The organism is Crossiella sp. S99.2, from assembly GCF_023094165.1.
GTDB lineage: Bacteria > Actinomycetota > Actinomycetes > Mycobacteriales > Pseudonocardiaceae > Crossiella.
Map to the genome: position 1 here is coordinate 24,980 of NZ_JALMDK010000016.1, position 19,127 is coordinate 44,106.

20 protein-coding genes are annotated in these 19,127 nt (G+C 69.7%); 8 read left to right on the top strand and 12 right to left on the bottom strand.

What is annotated here, in order from left to right:
* Positions 1–64: 64 nt before the first annotated feature.
* A complete protein-coding gene (locus MZC64_RS40375) occupies positions 65–1,099 on the top strand; it encodes an LLM class flavin-dependent oxidoreductase (RefSeq protein ID WP_247764922.1) in 1,035 nt (344 codons plus the stop codon).
* Positions 1,100–1,111: 12 nt separating this feature from the next.
* Here MZC64_RS40375 and MZC64_RS40380 read toward each other — a convergent pair whose 3' ends face one another.
* Complete coding sequence (locus MZC64_RS40380; protein WP_247765071.1) at positions 1,112–2,161, bottom strand: NAD(P)/FAD-dependent oxidoreductase; 1,050 nt, start codon at positions 2,159–2,161, stop codon at positions 1,112–1,114.
* A 61-nt stretch (positions 2,162–2,222) separates the two neighbouring features.
* On the opposite strand from MZC64_RS40380, the gene MZC64_RS40385 reads away from it, so the two are divergent.
* Positions 2,223–2,543, top strand: coding sequence for a helix-turn-helix transcriptional regulator (locus MZC64_RS40385; RefSeq protein ID WP_247764923.1), 321 nt, complete (start codon positions 2,223–2,225; stop codon positions 2,541–2,543).
* 145 nt (positions 2,544–2,688) lie between these two features.
* Here the strand turns inward: MZC64_RS40385 and MZC64_RS40390 are convergent, their stop codons facing one another.
* Positions 2,689–3,555: a metalloregulator ArsR/SmtB family transcription factor gene (locus MZC64_RS40390; protein WP_247764924.1), complete on the bottom strand. Its 867-nt coding sequence runs from the start codon at positions 3,553–3,555 to the stop codon at positions 2,689–2,691.
* Positions 3,556–3,650: 95 nt separating this feature from the next.
* On the opposite strand from MZC64_RS40390, the gene MZC64_RS40395 reads away from it, so the two are divergent.
* The gene (locus MZC64_RS40395) at positions 3,651–4,985 is read left to right on the top strand and encodes an NAD(P)-binding domain-containing protein (RefSeq protein WP_247764925.1); all 1,335 of its coding nucleotides are present in this window, start codon (positions 3,651–3,653) and stop codon (positions 4,983–4,985) included.
* A 1-nt stretch (position 4,986) separates the two neighbouring features.
* Positions 4,987–6,201, top strand: coding sequence for an MFS transporter (locus tag MZC64_RS40400; protein ID WP_247764926.1), 1,215 nt, complete (start codon positions 4,987–4,989; stop codon positions 6,199–6,201).
* On the opposite strand, the gene arsB is transcribed toward MZC64_RS40400, so the two are convergent.
* Both arsB and MZC64_RS40410 read right to left on the bottom strand, forming a co-directional pair.
* Positions 6,093–7,217: an ACR3 family arsenite efflux transporter gene (gene arsB, locus MZC64_RS40405; protein ID WP_247764927.1), complete on the bottom strand. Its 1,125-nt coding sequence runs from the start codon at positions 7,215–7,217 to the stop codon at positions 6,093–6,095. The genes MZC64_RS40400 and arsB overlap by 109 nt on opposite strands.
* Positions 7,217–7,516 (bottom strand): helix-turn-helix transcriptional regulator, encoded by a 300-nt coding sequence (locus tag MZC64_RS40410; protein WP_247764928.1) that lies wholly within the window; start codon positions 7,514–7,516, stop codon positions 7,217–7,219. Before MZC64_RS40410 ends, arsB begins: the two co-directional genes overlap by 1 nt.
* Positions 7,517–7,543: 27 nt before the next feature.
* Here MZC64_RS40410 and MZC64_RS40415 point away from each other — a divergent pair, with 27 nt between their 5' ends.
* Positions 7,544–7,948: an arsenate reductase ArsC gene (locus MZC64_RS40415; RefSeq protein ID WP_247764929.1), complete on the top strand. Its 405-nt coding sequence runs from the start codon at positions 7,544–7,546 to the stop codon at positions 7,946–7,948.
* Between the two features lie 60 nt (positions 7,949–8,008).
* On the opposite strand, the gene MZC64_RS40420 is transcribed toward MZC64_RS40415, so the two are convergent.
* The 6 genes from MZC64_RS40420 to MZC64_RS40445 are packed head-to-tail and all read right to left on the bottom strand — an operon-like array spanning position 8,009 to position 12,994.
* Entirely contained in the window at positions 8,009–8,410 is a 402-nt protein-coding gene (locus tag MZC64_RS40420; protein ID WP_247764930.1) for an ectoine synthase, read from the bottom strand.
* 41 nt (positions 8,411–8,451) lie between these two features.
* Complete coding sequence (gene thpD, locus MZC64_RS40425) at positions 8,452–9,345, bottom strand: ectoine hydroxylase (protein WP_247764931.1); 894 nt, start codon at positions 9,343–9,345, stop codon at positions 8,452–8,454.
* 40 nt (positions 9,346–9,385) lie between these two features.
* Positions 9,386–10,129 carry a class I SAM-dependent methyltransferase gene (locus tag MZC64_RS40430; protein WP_247764932.1) on the bottom strand — a complete coding sequence of 248 codons (744 nt, stop codon included), beginning with the start codon at positions 10,127–10,129 and terminating at the stop codon, positions 9,386–9,388.
* Positions 10,126–11,676, bottom strand: a complete 1,551-nt coding sequence (locus MZC64_RS40435) for an amino acid adenylation domain-containing protein (protein WP_247764933.1) — start codon at positions 11,674–11,676, stop codon at positions 10,126–10,128. The genes MZC64_RS40430 and MZC64_RS40435 overlap by 4 nt, the downstream gene beginning before the upstream one ends.
* The gene (locus tag MZC64_RS40440; protein WP_247764934.1) at positions 11,673–11,924 is read right to left on the bottom strand and encodes a phosphopantetheine-binding protein; all 252 of its coding nucleotides are present in this window, start codon (positions 11,922–11,924) and stop codon (positions 11,673–11,675) included. The genes MZC64_RS40435 and MZC64_RS40440 overlap by 4 nt, the downstream gene beginning before the upstream one ends.
* 41 nt (positions 11,925–11,965) lie before the next feature.
* Positions 11,966–12,994 carry a methyltransferase gene (locus tag MZC64_RS40445; protein ID WP_247764935.1) on the bottom strand — a complete coding sequence of 343 codons (1,029 nt, stop codon included), beginning with the start codon at positions 12,992–12,994 and terminating at the stop codon, positions 11,966–11,968.
* Positions 12,995–13,107: 113 nt separating this feature from the next.
* Between MZC64_RS40445 and MZC64_RS40450 the strand changes: the two genes are divergently transcribed.
* Positions 13,108–13,383, top strand: a complete 276-nt coding sequence (locus MZC64_RS40450; RefSeq protein ID WP_247764936.1) for an acyl carrier protein — start codon at positions 13,108–13,110, stop codon at positions 13,381–13,383.
* A gap of 92 nt (positions 13,384–13,475) precedes the next feature.
* Here the strand turns inward: MZC64_RS40450 and MZC64_RS40455 are convergent, their stop codons facing one another.
* Together MZC64_RS40455 and MZC64_RS40460 are read right to left on the bottom strand one after the other, a co-directional pair.
* Complete coding sequence (locus tag MZC64_RS40455; protein WP_247764937.1) at positions 13,476–14,861, bottom strand: condensation domain-containing protein; 1,386 nt, start codon at positions 14,859–14,861, stop codon at positions 13,476–13,478.
* Positions 14,858–16,405, bottom strand: a complete 1,548-nt coding sequence (locus MZC64_RS40460; protein WP_247764938.1) for an MDR family MFS transporter — start codon at positions 16,403–16,405, stop codon at positions 14,858–14,860. Before MZC64_RS40460 ends, MZC64_RS40455 begins: the two co-directional genes overlap by 4 nt.
* Positions 16,406–16,693: 288 nt before the next feature.
* Between MZC64_RS40460 and MZC64_RS40465 the strand changes: the two genes are divergently transcribed.
* Positions 16,694–18,046 carry a KamA family radical SAM protein gene (locus MZC64_RS40465; protein WP_247764939.1) on the top strand — a complete coding sequence of 451 codons (1,353 nt, stop codon included), beginning with the start codon at positions 16,694–16,696 and terminating at the stop codon, positions 18,044–18,046.
* Between the two features lie 107 nt (positions 18,047–18,153).
* The gene (locus MZC64_RS40470; protein ID WP_247764940.1) at positions 18,154–18,969 is read left to right on the top strand and encodes a hypothetical protein; all 816 of its coding nucleotides are present in this window, start codon (positions 18,154–18,156) and stop codon (positions 18,967–18,969) included.
* The last annotated feature ends 158 nt before the right edge of the window (positions 18,970–19,127 follow it).

Sequence of the window (19,127 nt, forward strand, 5' to 3'; positions counted from 1 at the left end):
GCGACAAGGGTGTCCGGGACCTGCCAGGCTGAGCGGGTTCGATCCGCACACCCTGGAGGTTCTGATGCGCGCAGGCGTCGTGGTCACCGCCCACCCCGGCGTGGAGGATCTCGCCGTACAGGCCGAGGAGCTGGGCCTGCACAGCCTCTGGATCAACGACACCCCGATGGTCCACGGCGACCCCTTCATCGCCTTGGCCCTGTGCGCGAAGGCCACCCGCCGCATCAAGCTCGGTATCGGCGTGACCTCCCCGGCGCTGCGCTCGGCCCCGGCCACCGCGAGCGCACTCGCCAGCCTCAACGCCCTGGCGCCGGGCCGGATCAGCTGCGGGGTCGGCACCGGGAACACCGCCCGGCGCACCCTGGGCCTGCCACCGACCACCGCGGCCGCGGTCGAGAAGTTCACCGCCGCACTCCAGGACCTGTGCGCCGGACGCGCCACCGAGTACCGCGAAGGTGACCGGGTCCGCGACATCCGGTTCCTGCACGCCGGAGCGCAGGTGAACACCGCGGACCCGATCGAGTTCGTGGTGGCCGCGCTCGGCCCGAAAGCCGCCGCCGTCGCCGGTCGCCGCGGCACCGGCCTCATCTCCTTCGGCCTGCTCGACCCTACCGCCTGGCAAGCACTGCACCACGCCGCTCAAGGCGAACACCGCGCCTCCTACCTCGTCACCGCGCTCCACCTGCTCGACGAGAACGAGAACCCGCACAGTGACGCGGCCCGCGACGCGACCGGCCACCTCGTCCTGTCCCTGCTGGCCTTCGCCGCCGACACCGCCGCCGAGAGCCCCGCTTTCGTCGAGCAGCTCGGCCCTGAGGAACGCGAGGCGGTGCAACGACTTCTCGACCGGCGCGGCACCACCGCCACCGCACCGGACCGGCACACCAAGCTCTACCCCAACTACCTCGGCCGCATCGCAGCGCAGGACCGCGACCTGGTCCTGCCCTCGCTGATGACCATGCTGGCCCTGGTCGGCACCCGCGAGGATCTGCTCGCCCGCCTCACCACCCTGGAACAGGCCGGCATCGACGAACTCCTCATCCAGCCGGTGGTCGACCCGCCCGCCGAAATGGCCCAGCTCGCGAAACTGCTCGCCTGAAAAGCCAGGCCCTCAGCCGCGGGCCGCCTGACGCAGCAGCCGGGTGACGACGAAGCGGGCGTCCGCGCCAACACCTCGCAGGCTGGCCGAGGCCGGACTCCGCTGGAGTTCCAGGCCGACGAACCCGAGACCCGGGTGCACAGTGGACAGTCCGTTGCGGTGCAGCGGGCGCTGGTCGCCGTCCAGGGCGCCGAGTGGGGCGAGGTAGGGCAGGTCGGGGCGGTAGCCGGTGGCCAGGATGATCGTGTCGACCTGCTCCTGGTGGCCGTCGGCCCAGGTGACGGTGGCGCCGTCGATGTCGGTGAACAGGTCGCGGCGGTCGGGGCGTCCGGCAGTCAGGGCGGCGCGATAGGGGCCGTGGTCGAGCACCGGTTGGGTGAAGTTCGGGGGGAAGAACCGACCGATCGGTAGGCGGTCGATCCGGGTGAGGTGGAACCAGAAGTGCAGGTCCTTGCCCAGCGGGCGCTGGTTGGTGAACTTGACCGGGGAGCGACTGGTGAGGGTGACGTTGGCGTGCTCGGCGAGTTCGGCGGCGATCTGGACGGCGGAGTTGCCCGCGCCCACGACGATGACTCGTTGTCCTTGGTAGGCAAGGGGTTCGCGGTAGTCGGTGACGTGGCGCAGGGTGCCGGTGAAGGTGTCCAGGCCGGGTAGGTCGGGGCGGTGCGGGCGGCCGAAGGCGCCGGTGGCGGCGATGACCTTGCGGGCGGGCAGTTCGGTGCCATCGGCGGTACGCACGAGCAGGTGCGGGCCGTCCGCGGTCACCTCGGTGACGCGGGCGCCGGTGCGGAGGTCGATGTCCAGGCGGGCGGCGTAGCGGGCGAGGTAGTCGACGACCTCGTCGCGGTGCGGGTAGCGCTCGGGGTCGCCGCCGAAGCGCAGGCCGGGCAGGGCGCTGTACCTGGCCGGGGAGAACAGGGTGAGGCTGTCGTAGTAGCCGGGCCAGGAGCCGACCGGGCGTTCGCCGGCTTCCAGGAGCAGGGGGCGGGCGCCGCGGGCGCGCAGGGCGTGGGCGGCGGCGAGGCCGGACTGGCCGCCGCCGATGACGATGGCGTCGTGGATGGTCACGACCGCAACATATCCTCATTTCATGAAATGACGCAACGTGTGAGATGATGGCGGCATGAGCGAGACCGAACCCGCCTGTGGCGAGGCCGCCGACCTCAGTGACGCGACCCGCCGCTTCCTGAAAGCGCTGGCCAGCGAGCATCGGCAGCAGACGATGATGCTGTTCCACGGCGGCATCGAACTGTCCGTGGGCGAGGTCGCGCAACGACTGGAGGCCGGGCAGTCCACCGCCTCCCAGCAACTCACCATGCTGCGCGAGGCAGGCATGCTCACCTCCCGCCGAGAGGGCAAAACGGTCTACTACCGGGCAGATCCAGCAGGCATCGGCGCGGCACTCACCGAACTCCAGGCCTACCTAGCGGTCTGCTGCCCGTAACCCACCGGCGTGTTGGCCGTTGCCGTACCCAGTCTTGGCCGAACTCGTACCACTTGGCCCAACTGGTACGCCCACTTTGGCCAAACTGGCGTACCAGTTGGGCCAACTCGCCGTCCAGAACGGCCAACACGATGGCGGGTGGGGGCTAGCAGGTGGCTGGGTTGCAGGTGGGCTGGGTGGAGTCGGTGCGGCGTTCGAGCAGGGCGGTGTCGCGCCAGCGGCCGTCGAGCTGGGCGAGACGTTCGCGGATGCCGACGGTGCGGAAGCCGGCCGAGCGATACAGGGCCAGGGCGGGCTTGTTCTCGGTGAGGATGGTGGTTTGCAGGGTCCACAGGCCCGCGGTGTCGGCGGCGGTGACCTGGCGGTGCAGCAGGGATTTGCCGACGCCACGGCGGCGGTAGTCGGCGGCGACGTAGAGCGCGGTCTCGGCGACCCCGGCGTAGCACTCGCGGGGCGAGACCGGGCTGAGTGCGCTCCAGCCCGCGATCTGGCCGTCGACCTCGGCGACCCAGCGGTGGCCGGGCAGCCACCTGCGATCCAGGATCTCCCGGCGCGGGACCTCGGTCTCGAAGGTGGCCGCGCGGGTGGCGATGCCCTCGCCGTAGCTGCGTCGGACCGCGGGCCAGTCGGCCTCGGTCAGCGCGCGCACGGTGACGTCGGCCGGGAGGTTTTCCGGGCAGCACGGGCGCGCGGCCAGGGCGCCCATGACCACGTCGGCGGCGTGCGGCAGGCCGGTGCAGCAGGCCTCGTTGACCGAGACCAGGGTGGTGGTGCCGGACTTGCGCAGCCGGACGAAGCCGACGTCGGCGAGCTTGCGAACGTGGTGCGAGCAGGTGGGTTGCCCGATGCCGATCTGCTCGGCCAGCACGCCGACCGCCACCTCACCAGCCACGGCCACCGCGTGCAGCAGCCGCACCCTGGTCGGGTCGGCCAGGCAGGCGAACCAGGTGGCGTAGCGGGCGGCCTCCTCAACGGCAAGCCGGTCTGCTGCGGTCTGCTCGGTCGCGGTCACTCGCACAGTATTGACGAAAATCGATGCTTGCGTCCATTCATCGACGTTTGTAGATTGACGAGCTGTATCGACAGTCATCGATCTAAGGGGTGGGCATGAGCGACTTCCCGGTAGTCGTGGTGGGAGCCGGGCCGGTGGGCCTGGCCGCAGCCGCCGAACTTCTCGAACGCGGCCTGACGCCGCTGGTCCTGGAATCCGGGGCCACCGCGGGCGCCGCGGTGCGGCAGTGGGGGCACGTCCGGCTGTTCTCCCGCTGGGCGGAGCTGGTCGCCCCGGCCGCGGCGCGGTTGCTCGCGCCCACCGGCTGGCGGCACCCGGCGCACGCGGACTACCCAACCGGCGACGACTGGGCTCAGCACTACCTGGAGCCGCTGGCCGCGGTGCTGGGCAAGCGGGTCCGGTTCGGCGAGACGGTGATCGGGGTGACTCGGCGGGGCCGGGACCGGATCGTGGACGCGGGCCGGGACACCGAACCGTTCGTGGTGCACACCCGGTCCGCTGACGGCACCGAGCACCGGCTGCTCGCCAATGCGGTGATCGATGCCAGCGGCACCTGGACCACCCCGAACCCGGCGGGCGCCGACGGCCTGCCCGCGGCCGGTGAACGCGCGGCGGCGGACCTGGTCACCTACCGCGGCACCGCACCGGAACAGCTGCGGGAGCGGCACGCGGGACGGCACACCGTGGTCGTCGGCAACGGGCATTCGGCGTTCACCGCACTGATCGACCTGGCCGAACTCGCCGAGCGCGAACCCGGCACCCGGGTGACCTGGGTGCTGCGGCGGGGTGTCACCGACAGCACCTTCGGCGGCGGCGAAGCCGATCAGCTGCCCGCCCGCGGCCGCCTCGGCCAGCGGGTCAAGGACGCGGTGGCGGCCGGACACCTCACCGCGGTGCCCGGCTTCCGCACCGAGACCATCGAAAGCCACGGTGACGCCGTGGTGCTGATCGCCGACGACGGCCGCCGACTGGCGCCCGCGGCGTCCGTGGTGGTGCTGACCGGATTCCGTCCGGACCTGTCCTGGCTGTCGGAGGTACGGCTCAACCTCGACCCGGTGTTGCAGGCACCGGTGGCACTGGCCCCGCTGATCGACCCGAATGTGCACTCCTGCGGCACGGTCTACCCGCACGGCGTCGCCGAACTGTCCCACCCGGAGCCGAAGCTGTTCCTGGCCGGGATGAAGAGCTACGGCCGCGCCCCCACCTTCCTGGCCATGACCGGGTACGAACAGGTCCGCAGCATCGCGGCCGAACTCGCGGGCGATCACGAGAGCGCCCGCCGGGTCGAGCTGTCGCTGCCGGAAACCGGGGTGTGCGGCGGCTCCGGGCTTTATGACACGACCGCGGAGACGGACGAGGGTGGTTGCTGCGGGGACCCGGCGGGGCCGGAACTGCTTGCCCTGCCTGCCATCGGGGCCCGGACCAGTTGAGGTGAGCGGCAGGCTGGTACTCCGGCGGCGACTTCGGGGGGTCGTCGGAGCACTGTGCCTGACCGAACTGACCAGCTGGGGGGTGTTGTTCTACGCGTTGCCGGTGCTGTTGCCGGCCATCGTGGCGGACACCGGCTGGTCGGCGGCCACGGTCACCGGCGCTTTCTCGCTGGGGCAGATCGTGGCCGCGCTGGGGGCGGTGCCGGTCGGGCGGTTGCTCGACCGGCACGGCCCCAGGCCGGTGATGTCGATCGGGTCGGTGCTCGCGGTGCTGGCCGTGCTCGGTATCGCCTGGGCGCCGGACCCGGTGTGGTTCACGCTGGCCTGGGTGCCTGCCGGGCTGGCGATGGCCGCGGTGCTCTACGAACCCGCCTTCGCTGCGGTGACCCGCTGGCACGGCCCGGACCGGGTGCGTGCGCTGACCGCGATCACCCTGGCCGGTGGCCTGGCCAGCACGGTGTTCGCGCCGGTGACGGCGTTACTGGCCGAGGCATACGGCTGGCGCGGGGCTCTTCTGGTGCTGGCGGCACTGCTCGCGGTACTCACGATTCCACCGCACGTGCTCCTGCTCCGTCCACAATGGCCGTCCACAGTGGACTCTGTGGATCAGCCGGTGCCGGAAGTCGGGGTTGTGGTGCGGGGCCGCCGGTTCCTGGGGCTGATGGTCGCCAGCACGCTCGCGGCCTTCGCGGTGAGTGTCAGCGTGGTGCATCTGCCGCCGATGCTCGTCGACCGCGGTTTCCCGGTCACCCTGGCCGCCATCGTGCTCGGGGTGGGCGGCGCGGCGCAGGTGCTCGGCCGCCTGGGCTACGGCCCGCTGGTCCGGGCGAGCAGCCTGCGCGGACGCACAGTGGGCATCTTCCTGGCCCTGGCGGTCACGGTGGGCCTGCTCGGGGCGGTGACCGGGCCGGCATCCTTGGTGGTGCTGATGTCGGTGCTGGCCGGTGCGGTGCGCGGGGTGTTCACCTTGTTGCGGGCCACCGCGGTCAGCGACCGGTGGGGCACCGCCAGATACGCGGTGCTCAGCGGGATGCTGGCCGCCCCGGCCGCCATCGCCGGCGCGCTGGCGCCGTGGGCGGGCAGCGTCCTGGTGCTCGTGCTCGGCGGCTATCCGGCGTTGTTCCTGCTGCTGTCCGGGGTGTTGCTGGCAGCGGCGGGGGTGGCCTGGTGGTCCGATCGGTCAGCCCACCGCCCGCGCAGCCACAGGCTGACGTAGACCAGGCCCACCAGCACCGGCACCTCGATCAGTGGCCCCACCACCCCGGCCAGTGCCTGACCGGAGGTGACCCCGAAAACGCCGATGGCCACCGCGATGGCCAACTCGAAGTTGTTGCCGGCGGCGGTGAACGCCAGGGTGGTGGTGCGTTCGTAGCTCAGTCCGGCGGCCTTGCCCAGGGCGAAGGAACCAAGCCACATCAGCGCGAAGTAGACCAGCAACGGCAACGCGATCCGGGCCACGTCCAGCGGCCGGGAGGTGATCGTCTCGCCCTGGAGCGCGAACAGCACGACGATGGTGAACAGCAAGCCGTACAAGGCGATCGGGCCGATCCGGGGCAGGAACTTCGACTCGTACCACTCACGGCCCCTGCTCCGCTCGCCCAGTCTGCGGGTGAGGTAGCCGGCCGCCAGGGGGATGCCCAGGAAGATCAGCACGTACTGGACGATGGTCCAGGCGGAGACCTCCAGGCCGGTGGTGGTCAGGCCCAGCCAGCCGGGCAGCAGGTCGAGGTAGAACCAGCCAAGCACGCCGAACATGATGAGCTGGAACACCGAGTTCAGCGCCACCAGCACGGCGGCGGCCTCGCGGTCGCCGCAGGCCAGGTCGTTCCAGATGATGACCATGGCGATGCAGCGGGCCAGGCCGACGATGATCAGGCCGGTGCGGTACTCCGGGAGATCCGGCAACATGAGCCAGGCCAGCGCGAACATCAGCGCCGGGCCGAGGATCCAGTTCAGGACCAGGGAAAGCACCATCGTGCGGGTGTCGCGGGTGACGGTGTCCAGGCGGTCGTACCGCACCTTGGCCAGCACCGGGTACATCATCAACAGCAGGCCCAGCGCGATCGGCAGCGAGACCTCGCCGATCTTCACCGCCTCCAGGATCCCTTGCAGGCCAGGGATGAACCGGCCCAGCAGGATTCCGGCGAGCATGGCCGCGCCGATCCACACCGGCAGTAAACGGTCCAAAAAGGACAGTCGATGCAGGACATCGGCTTCGGCGGGGGCGGTCATCAGCAGGGCCTCCTGGCCTGGGGGTGACGCTCGGCCCGGTCGGCCAGTGCGGTCAGCGAGGCGGCTGCGCCCCGGAGTGCTTCGGGACGCAGCGAGTAGTAGGTGAATTTGCCACAGGGCTCGGCCTCGACCAGACCGGCCTCACGCAGGGCACGCAGGTGGTTGGAGATGTTGGCCTGTTTGGCGCCGGTCTCCTCGATCAGGTGGCAGGTGCACAGGGCTTCTGTCGCCAGCAGTTCGAGGATGCGGGCGCGCAGTGGGTCGGCGATCAGCCGCAGGATGTCCGTGTCGAGTCGCATCAGTTGGGGATGATATATCATTCGAGAATGATGCGTAAACCCGAGGTGTTGTTCGTCTGTGTGCACAACGCCGGTCGCTCCCAACTGGCCGCCGCCCTGTTGCAGCACCACGCCCTGGGCCGGGTCGCCGTCCGCTCGGCGGGCTCGGCGCCCGCCGACCAGGTCAACCCGGCCGCCGCCGAGGCGCTGGCCGAGTGGGGCCTGGACATCACCGCGGAGATCCCGACCCGACTGTCCACTGAGGACGTTGAGGCCGCGGATGTGGTCATCACCATGGGTTGCGGGGACGCCTGCCCGGTCTTCCCCGGCAAGCGGTACCTGGATTGGGCACTGGAAGACCCTGCCGGACAAGGACTTGCGGCAGTGCGGCCGATCCGGGACGAGATCGATCGACGGGTGCGCGGGCTGCTGGCGGAGCTGCTGGACGGGTGATCCCCGGGCGCCGGAGGAGGTTGACACGCGCTGGCGGTCAGCCTCCTCCGCGTGCACCCATCAGGCCGACTGCATCTGGTTCGGTTCGTAGCTGGACGGGGCGCCCGCGCTCAGCGTGTGCGACTCGTGGCCGCGCAGTGGCGGGTTGAACACGCACACCAGGCGCATTCCGTTGTCGGAGCGCAGGATGTGCGGTTCGCCCTGGTCCGGGCAGTACATGGTGCCGACGGTGATCTCGTGCACCTGGGTGGCGGTGACGACCTGGCCGGAGCCCTCCACGCAGTAACACGCCTCCAGGTGGTGGTCGTACTGCAGGTGCGCTTCGGCGCCGGGCTGGACGTAGGTGTCGGTCAGGGCGTAGCCCTTGCCGTCGGCCTCGACCAGCAGGCGGCGGCTGCGGCCGTCGCCCCAGGCGACGTCGCGCTCGGTGCCGATGACTTCTTCCAGGGTGCGAATGAGCATCGCGAACTCCTCCTCAGGGCAATGGGGTTATGCGGCCGGGGTCAGCCGAGCGGGGTGAAAGTGCGGTCGGCCAGGTACTCGGGACGGCGCGCGGGCGCGGCGAACGGCTCGACCAGGGTGTTGTGCACGCTGTTGAAGACCACGAACAGGTTGGCGCGCGGGTACGGGGTGATGTTCTCCGCCGAGCCGTGCATGCAGTTGCAGTCGAAGGCCACCGCGGAACCGGGGGCGCCGACGACCTGGTGCACGCCGCCGTTGTCCTCGGCGATCCGGTGCAGGATCTCCTCCTCGGGCACGCCGACCTCCTGCTTGCCCAGGGAGGACTTGTGGTTCTCCGGCGGGGTCGGCGCGGCGGAGGACACGAACCACTGGTGCGAGCCCGGGATGATCATGAGTGGGCCGTTGTGCGGGTAGTTCTCGGTCAGGCCGATGGAGAAGCTCAGCGCCCGCACCCTCGGCATGCCGTCCTCGGCGTGCCAGGTCTCGAAGTCGGAGTGCCAGTAGAAACCGCTGCCGGTGAAGGCGGGCTTGGCGTTGATCCGGGTCTGGTGGATGTAGACCTCGGAGCCGAGCAGCTGCCGGGCCACCAACACCAGGCGCGAGTCCTTGATGATCCGGTCGAACAGCGGGCTGACCGCGTGCACCTGGAAGATCGAGCGCACCTCGTCGGCGGCGGGCTCGACGATGTAGCGCTCGTCGGTGTAGCGCTCCGGCCGCTGCACCAGCCGCGCCACCTCCTCCCGGCACTCGCGCACCTCTTCGGCGGTGAGCAGCTGATCGAAGGTGTGGAAACCGTTGCGCTGGTAGCCATCCAGCTCCGCCGCGGTCAGCGGCCCGTCCTCGGCCCCGCCGTAGACCACCGGGTCCTGGCGGGGGCGGATCTCACCGGGACGACCGTCCCTGGTGCGGTACACCTGCACGTCCTCGGACAGCACGTGACATCGTTCCTTTCCTTGCGGCACTGCGTGATTCGGGTCAGCGGAGGGCGTCGGACCAGTCCTGCACGCCGAAGACCCGGTAGCGGTTGAGGGTGCGGGCTGGCTTGGGCAGCCGGCCCGCGCGCTCCAGTTCGTCCGCGGCGCGGATCACGCCGGGGTACTCCTGGGCGCAGTAGTCGTCGAAGACGACCACGCAGTCCTTGTCCAGGTGCGGTTCGATGGCCTCGAAGTCGGCCATGGTGGCCTCGTAGGTGTGCAGCGCGTCGATGAACAGCAGCCGCACCGGGCCGTGCACCCAGTTCTTGCCGGCTTCCGGGGCGTCGGTCTTCTCGATGTCGACCAGGTCCAGCAGGCCGAGGCGGCGGAGGTTGTGCAGCAGCAGCGGGTAGGTGCTGGCCTCGGCGTTGGGGTCCTCGGAGTCGATGTCCCCGGTGCCGCCGCGGTGCGGGTCGATGGCGACCACCCGGCCGGTGCCGCCGGCGGCGCGCACGCCGAGGGCCATGATCGCGGTGGAGCGGCCGAGGAAGGATCCGACCTCCACCGCCACGCCCTTGCCGGGGGTGTTCTTGGCCAGGGAGTACAGCACCAGGCTGTCCGCGCGCTCGCGGTTGAAGCCGGCGATGGAGTCGACCGCGTCCCAGACGCCGTGCCGGAACTCGGCGGGGCCGCGCAGTTCCTGCAGCGCAGAGTTGACCTCCTTGCCCACTCGCTGGCCGATGTCCTGGACCGCGCGGGCGATGGTGCTGGCGTACCAGACGAGGTCCTTGTGTGTGGTGGTCATGGTGTGGCTCCGAAGGTCGGCTGGTGGTTGTGGCGTTGGGCGAGCGCGCGGCGGTCGACCTTGCCGCTAGGGGTGAGCGGGAAGGCGCCGGTGCGCTCGGTGCGGGTGGGCAGCATGTAGGCGGGCAGGCGCGGGGTAAGCCAGGCCAGTACCTCGTCGTGGCCGGGCTCGGCCTCGCCTGCCAGGATCAGCACCGCGACCAGGTGCCGGTCCTCGGCGGTCCCGGCCGCGAGCACGGCGCAGTCGGCCAGGCCGGGCATGGCGGCGAGCGCGGCCTCGATCTCGCCGAGTTCCACCCGGAAGCCGCGCACCTTGACCTGACTGTCCAGCCTGCCAAGGCATTCCAGCAGGCCGTCGGCGTTACGCAGGCCGAGGTCGCCGGTGCGGTAGGCCCGCACCGAGGGATCCAGCGGGTCGGGCCGGTAGCGCTCGGCGGTGGCCTCCGGGAGTTTCCAGAAGCCGGGTCCGACGCTGTCACCGGAGACCACCAGCTCGCCGATCTCCCCGTCCGGCAGCACCCGGCCGTCCGGATCGCAGACGTGCACGGTGGTATTGGCCAGTTCGCGGCCGATCGGCGGCAGCACCGGCCAGCGCTCCACCTCCGGGGGCAGCCGGTGGGTGGTGGAGATGAAGACTTCCACCGTGCCCCAGTGGTTGAGCAGCGAGCAGTCCGGCAGGGTGCGGAACAACGACCGGATGTGCTCGTTGATCTGCAACTGCTCCCCGCCGGCGAACACCTCGCGCAGCGGGTGTGTCTCCGGGCCCACGCCCTCGGCGTAGGTGGCCAGGGCCTGCAGGGTGACGAACGGGATGAACAGGCGGTTGACCTGTTCGGCCGCGATCAGCTCCCAGAGCAGTTCCGGGTCGTAGCGGACCTCGTCCGCGCAGCAGACCAGCGTGCCGCCCGCGCACAGGGTGGCCAGCACCTCCAGGTAGGAGATGTCGAAGGACACCGGGGCGAACTGGAGGGTCCGCGCACCGGGGCCGCACACGCTGTCGGCGACCTGCCAGGTGATCACGTTGTCCAGGCCGCCGTGCTCGTACCGCACCCCCTTGGGCCGCCCGGTGGAGCCGGAGGTGTAGGTGAGGTAGGCGAGATCGGCCGGGCCTGGCTCCACAATGGACTGTGCGGGCCGCGCGGGGCGGTCCGGCCAGGCGCCGAGGGCGAGCGTGCCCTCGACGGCCACCGTGGTCAACTCGCCGAGGCGGTCGAACTCCCCGGCGTGCCCGAGAACCAGTTCCAGTTCGGCGTCGGCGCGCATGAAGTGCAGCCGGTCCACCGGGTAGGACAGGTCCAGCGGCACGCACACGCTGCCGGCCCGCAGCAGCGCGATGATCGCCACCACCAGGTCCGCGCCGCGCCGGGCGTGCAGGCCGACCGGCACGCCGAGACCGGCGCCCGCCGCGGCCAGCATGGCCACGATCCGGCCGGATCGTTGCCACAGCTCGTGATAGCTCACCTCGGCGCCGCCGTCCCGGATCGCCGCCGCCTCGGGGGCGGCGGCGACCCGCTCGGCCAGCATCGTCAGCACCGGCCGGGTGGTCACGGGCGGGCTCCCGCCGCGCTCAGCTGGTTCTCGATGGCCTGGCTCAGCTCGACCACGCTGGGGTGGTCGAAGAGCAGCTTGACCGGCAGCCGGGCGCCGACCGCCGCCGAGATCGACTTCATCACGCGCACGGCGAGCAGTGAGTGCCCGCCGACGCGGAAGAAGCTCTCCTCGTCGAGGAAGTCGTCCCGGCCGAGTGCGGCGGCGAAGGCCGCCCGCACCGAGGCCGGATCGCAGGAATGTTTCATCAGTCATTTCCCCAGTGGTCCCGAGAACGAGCCTGGCGGACTCATCCGGTGACGGTGAATTCCAACAATGCCAATGCTGGGTACTCCAGCTGCCGCACCGAGTCAAGCCGCAGACCGGCCTTCGCGGCGAGTTCCCTGAAGTCTTTCTCGGTGCGCTCCTTGCCGTCGAGCAGCACCATCATCAACAAATTCGCGTAGGCCGCGAACAACCCCTCGCGCTCCTCGTCGAGGAGCCTTTCCACCAATACCACGCGACCGCCGGGGCCCGCAGCCTCGGCGAGGCGGCTAAGGATTTTCACCCCATTCTGGTCGTTCCAGTTGTGCACGCAGTTGGCGATGAGGTATACGTCGCCGCCGGTGGGCAGCGGGTCGAAGAAGCTGCCGCCGACGATCTCGCAGCGGTCGGCGACCCCGGCCGCGGCCAGCACCGGCGGCGCGTCCGCGACCACGGTGTCCAGCTCGACCAGGGTGGCCTTCAGCTCGGGGTGGGTGCTCAGCAGTTCGGCCACCAGCGCGCCGGTGCCGCCGCCGACGTCGACCACGTGCTTGACCGAAGCCCAGTCATAAGCGCCGGCCACCTCGGGTGCGAAGCCGTTGACGTGCACCGCGAGCGAGCCGTTGAAGGACTCGGCGAGTTCGGCGTCGGCGTCGAGGTCCTGCCAGAAGCTGCGGCCGTAGACCTCTTCGTAGTTCGGGCCGCCGGTGCGCACCGAGGTCAGCAGCCCGGCCATGGCCGGCTCCATCCTGGCCTCGATGCGGCGGCCGGGCTGCTCCAGGTCGAGCCAGCGGCGCATGCCAGCGCCGTGCTCCTCGGTGAGCACGCGACCCACCTCGGTGACCGCGTAGGTCTGCGGTTCGGTTTCGGTGAACAGGCCGATCAGCACGAGGTAGTGCATGGTGCGGCCGAGCGCCTCGACGTCGGTTCCGCTTTTCTCGGCGAGTTCGGTGAGGGTGGTCACGCCGGATTCGATCAGATCGGGCAGCCGGAGCGTGGCGGCCACCCGAATCGTCGACGGGGTGAGCATCGAAGCCATCCGCACCAAATCGGACAGCGGGTCAACAGTGGTCACTTATCCCCCAGGTTCAAGGTGTGTTCGAGAAAATGTGGAATTGCGGTGTCGCGTTCCCAGGCTGAGGCTTACTGTTGGTCGCAGTCATTGGCAACAACTTGGGGAGAAATTTGATGAACGAGTCCGGTTCACGGGTCAGCAAGAGCGTGGCGGAGGCCGGGCGGGAAGCGCTGGGCGCCGACGCCCCGATGGCGGGCGCCAACTTCTTCGAGCTGGGCGGCGACTCGCTGGCCGCGGCCAAGATGGCCGACGGACTGAGCACCGACCTCGGGGTCGAGGTCCCGGCCGAGCTGATCTTCGACGCGGATGACCTCCAGGACCTCGCGGCCAAACTGGAGGCCCGCCTCAACGAGCCAGAGGGCCTGTCCGCGGAGCCACGCAAGCGATAGCCGCGCCGAGGCGGCCCCTGACGGCACGGCCGGACCACCCGAATACGCCCGGTATGAGGGCGGCCCGGCCGCACCGCCAGGAACCACCTCGATCACGACTCTCGCCCACGCGGCTCCGCGGACAGGCCCTGGGGCGCTGGCACGTCAGCCACCGTGAGGTCCAGGTTGTCGGGTGTGCAGCAGCGCAGCACACCCGACATCCGCTCCACCAGGCGGGCCGCTGTGGCCGCCGGCACCACCTCGTCGTTGTAGAACACTCCGAGGTAGACCTCGGTGGCGAAGCCGACGATGAAGATCACGTCGTAGGCGTTGTAGCGCACCTGGGTGCTGAAGGCGGACAGATCCACCGGCTCGACGGACAGCGGAGCGTCCACTGTGGACGGCACGTTGCCCTCGCCGGGCAGGAAGAACTCGAAGGCCACGTTGAGCGCGCGCCCGCCCTCGCCGGTGCGGATGCGGTGCAGTTGCGCCGCGGCCCCGGTGTGCCCCTCCCCCGCCAGTTCGGCGAGCAGCCGGGTGTAACTGTAGGGCGGCCCGGCCTGCCGCGTGCTGTCCATTGTGGACCGCATAGCAGTGCGGGCCAGTTCCCGCAACGGTTGCTCGCCGAGCACGTCGACCCGGATGTCGGCCAGGCGGTGGAACACCCCGGCCAGTTCCCGGCTGCCCCGGCCGTCCCGGCCCAGCAGCGCGGTGGTCAGGCGCAGCGCGGACTGGCCCCACTCCCCCGCCACGGCCGTCGCGGCCGCGGCCAGGGTGAGCGCGAACGGGGTCGCCTTCGCCTTGGCCGCGAAGGCCCGCACCGCCGAGGTGGTGCCGGCGTCCAGCATCGAGTCCAGCCGGGTGAGCACCCCCTCGTCGCGGCGCAGCGCCGGGTCGACCACGTCCACTGAGGACTCGGTGAACGCGGTGCGCCAGAAGGAAAGCTGCTCCTCGGTCAGGTGCTCCCCCGCCGCGGCCTGCTCGGCGATGTGCCCGGCGAAGGTGCCCGGCACCGGCTCCAGCGCCGGGCCGTCGGCCACCCGGTGCCGGTAGGCGGCGAGGATCTCGCTGAGCACCAGGGCGCTGGACCAGCTGTCCGCGGCGATGTCGTGTTCGGCCATGGCCAGCAGGTGGTCGTCCTCGGCCAGCTGGACCAGTTCCACCCGCAGTGGGCCGTCCGCGGCGACCGCGATCTCCGCGCTGACCAGCCGCCATGCCTCGGCGATCGCCTTGTCCAGCTCCTCGGCGGAGAAGCCGGTCAGCACGCGCACCGGGAACTCCGCGACCTCGTCGCCGAGGTGCTGCACCGGTTCGCCGCGCCGGTCGACCCGGGTGCGCAGTGCGTCGTGCCGGTTGACCACCTCGGTGACCGCGGCGGTGAACGCGGCCAGGTCCAGCGGGCCGCGCAGCCTGCGCATGGTGGTGATGGTGCGGTGGCGGTAGTCCGCCGCGCACATGTCGAAGTACAGCTGTTGTTCCAGCGAGAGCGGCGTGCTCATGCGGACTCCTCGGCGGGTGCGGGGGCGCCGCCCATCGGCTTCTCCTTGACCATGGCCATCAGCACCACGGCCACGGCGAGCACCGGCGCCAGGTACAGGAAGACCTGGGGCAGCGCGTCCGCGTAGGACTGGGCGACCCCGGCCCGCAGTTCCGGCGCCAGGCCGCGCACCAGTTCTGGGGTGACCGCGACGCCCTCGGGCAGGCCGCCGACGGGCAGTCGTTCGGCCAGGCTCACCGCCAGGCGTCCGGTGAACACCGCGCCGACCAGTGCCACACCCAGGGAGGCGCCGATCTCGCGGAAGTAGGTGTGCGCCGAGGTGGCCGTGCCCAGGTCGGCCTGCGGCACCGAGTTCTGCACCGCCACCACCAGCACCTGCATCGCCAGGCCCATGCCGATGCCGACCACCGCGGTGTAGACCCCGCTCAGCACGAGCGGGGTGGTGCTGTCCATCAGCGACATGAGCACAAACCCGAGGGTGATCACCGCGGTGCCGGCCACCGGGTAGATCTTGTAGCGGCCGGTCTTGGCGATCTGCTTGCCGGTCCAGGTGGACACGATGATGAAGGCCACCACCATGGGCAGCATCAGCAGCCCGGACTCGGTGGCGTTGACCCCGTTGGCCATCTGGAAGAACGTGGGCAGGAAGCTGGCCGCGCTGAACATGGCCGCGCCGACGAGCAGACCCACCGCCGAGGTGAGCACGAACACCGGATCGCGGAACAGGTGCGGCGGGATGACCGGCTCGGCCGCCCGGCGCTCGGCGAACACGAACAGCACCGCGCACACCAGCACCCCGGCGATCAGGCCGAGGATCACCGGCGAGGTCCAGCCGTAGCGGGTGCCGCCCCAGCTGGAGACCAGCACGATGCCGGTGCTGGCCAGCGCGAGCAGCGCGGTGCCTGCGTAGTCCAGCCGGAAGGCCCGCCCGGTGCTGTTCGATTTGAGGAACAGCGCGACGAAGATGATGGTCAGCGCGCCCACCGGCAGGTTGATGAAGAAGCACCAGCGCCAGGACACCGCGTCGGTGACGATTCCGCCGAGAAACGGTCCGGCCACCGAGGCGACCCCGAATACCACACCCAGGAAGCTCATGTACCGGCCACGCTCCCGCGGCGGCACCACATCGGCGATGATCGCCTGCGACAGCACAAAAAGGCCGCCGCCGCCAATGCCCTGGACCGCGCGCGCGACTATCAGGCCGGTGCCGCTCTCGGCAAGTCCGCACAGAACCGAGCCGAGCAGGAAGATCCCGATCGCGACCAGGAAGACGTTCTTGCGGCCGGCCAGGTCGGACAACTTGCCGTAAATCGGCATGCAGATGGTGGTGGCCAGCACATAGCTGGTGACCACCCAGGCCATATTGTCCACTTCGCCCAGATCCCCGACGATCGTCGGGAGCGCGGTGGACACGATGGTCTGATCGAGCGAGGCCATCAGCATCGCAAGGACCAGACCGGTGAAGACTATTCGGATTTTCCGGGCATCGGGCTCGATGTCCGGATTCGCCGCGTTGGGCACGGCACTTGACTCGGTTGTGCTCACCTGTGTACGTCCTCATCACACGCGAAGTGATGCGCGCGGGAAATCCTCAGTGTGGAAACAGGTCGGCGGTGCCGACGTGAAGCCCCCAGGCGCGATTCGGCTGTTCCTTCCTACCACAGCCCCAGGCAGGCGCTGTCAACCCGACAAAATCCCTGCCCAGCGCCCCTGAATCAGGTGACATCAAATACAACATATTCGAAAGGTGTTTGCGCCTGAGCGATGCCGCTCTACGCTCCGCTGCGGCCCGAGGGAGGGGTTCACATCCAAGAAAACCAAGGCAAGCCAGGCTTGCCACAGCCCTACACGTATGCCCGGCGGGAGCTGGTGGAGCCGGATTGGCGCCGCTTTCCCGCCTGGCGCGAGGTGACCGAGCAGCAGTGGCGGGACGCCCAGTGGCAGCGGGTGCACTGCGTGCGCGATGCCCGGCAGCTCAACGAGGTGACCGGCGGCCTGCTCAGTGCGGAGTTCCTCGCCGACCTGGCCACTGACCAGGAGCGACTGGCCACCATGTCGATGCTGGTGCCGCCGCAGATGCTCAACACGATGGCCCCGGACGCGGCCATGCACTCCGCCGCGTTCACCGAGGCCTTCTACGCCGATCCGATCCGCCGGTACATGATCCCGGTGGCCTCAGACCGGGACGCCGAGTGGCCCTCGCACCCGCACGCCGAACGCGATTCACTGCACGAGGCGGAAATGTGGGTGGTGGAAGGTCTCACCCACCGCTACCCGACCAAGGTGCTGGCCGAACTGCTCTCGACCTGTCCGCAGTACTGCGGGCACTGCACCCGGATGGACCTGGTCGGCAATTCCACGCCCGCGGTGGACAAACACCGCTTGACGTTGAAGCCGGCCGACCGGCAGGACCGCATCATCGACTACCTACGACGCACGCCCGGCGTCCGGGATGTGGTAGTGAGCGGCGGCGATGTGGCCAATGTGCCGTGGCCGCGGCTGGAAGCCTTCGTTTCGCGGCTGCTGGACATCGACTCGATCCGCGATATCCGGCTGGCCTCCAAGGCCCTGGCGGGATTACCGCAACACTGGTTGCAGCCTGCCGTCATTGACGGCATGACCCGGGTGGCGCGACGGGCGCGCGAGCGCGGAGTAAACCTCGCCATCCACACCCATGTCAACCACGCGCAGTCCATTACCCCGCTCGTCGCCGAGGCGGCGGGAGCAATGCTGGACGCGGGTGTGCGCGATGTGCGGAACCAGGGGGTGCTGATGCGTGGTGTCAACACCACGCCGGAAGCCTTGCTGGACCTGTGTTTCGCCTTGCAGGACGAGGCGAACGTGCTGCCCTACTACTTCTACATGTGCGACATGATTCCGCACGCCGAGCACTGGCGGGTGGCCGTCTGGGAGGCGCAGGAACTGCAGCGCGCCATCATGGGTTATTTGCCCGGTTTCGCCACACCGCGAATCGTGTGCGACGTGCCCTATGTTGGGAAGCGGTGGGTGGACCAGGTCACCGAGTACGATCGCGAACTCGGGATCTCCTACTGGACGAAGAACTATCGAACCGGTATCGAGGCCGATGAGGCCGGTGTACTGGCCCGCCGCCACACCTACTACGACCCGGTCGGGACCCTGCCCGAGTCAGGTCGGAGCTGGTGGCGGAAGCAGCAGAATTCTTGAACAAGCCTTTACCTACCGCCGCAAAAACTTCGATCGGACCCTGTGCAGGCCGGAAGAAATGCGTGGTACGGTCCCACCGGGGAATCATGAAACTGGGGAAGGTCGACATGAGTCCGCACGAGAAACGTGTGCTCAATCCTGGGGAAAGCAATCCGCAGCTCTCCTACGCCTACAACACGGGCAGCCACTACGAGGGCGTGCTCAACCTGACCGCTGCGCTGGACGCACTCATTCCGGAGAATGACGTGCTGCACCCGGAGCAGCCTTTCTTCCAGGTCACGCACCTGGTGACCGAGTACTCCTGGGCGCACGTGCACTACGAGCTGCGCCGGGTGATCAAGCACCTGGACGAGAGCCGCTACACCGCCGCCGCCCGCCTGATCGACCGCTCCACCGAGGTCAGTCGGATGGGCAACATGGGGGTGAAACTGCTGCTGGAGCACCTGCCCCAGCACAGCCTGCTGACCATGCGCAACACGCTGCCGCAGGATGCCACCGGCCTGGACTCGCCTGGTTACCGCAACCTGCGCCGCATCGCCAAGGTGCTGTGGAAGCAGTTCGAGACCGCCATGCTGCGCGAGAGCGTCGACCTGGCCGGACTCATCCAGCTGCAGAACGACACCGCGGGCGGCGAACCGGCATCCTCGCAGGTGGAGGCGCTCGCGCTGGTCCGGGAGGCGCTGCTGCGACTGGACGCCTGCATGATGGAGTGGAAGCAGACGCACCTGCGCATGGTGTGGTCCCAGCTGGGCGGTCTGCCCAGCCTGCGGGCCGGCGAGTCCGGCGCCCGCACCGAGGACGAGACGTTGCCGGTGAGCCTGGGCGGTCGCCCGATCTCCGGTGTGCAGCACCGCTCGGACAAGGCCCTCTTCCCGGCCCTGTGGAGCGCGGCCGAGGACGCTTACCACCGTCTCTCGGTGTAATTCCGGCAACACAATTCGCCGATCGCCACTGCGGCCGTTCCCGCCGAAGAATTGCGATCAGCGCACAAGAATTCCGTCACTGGGGGCGGTTTCTCACATCATTTTTCCGGCGGGCACCACACTGCCGCAAACCGGAGAAATCGGACGCTTGGAGTACG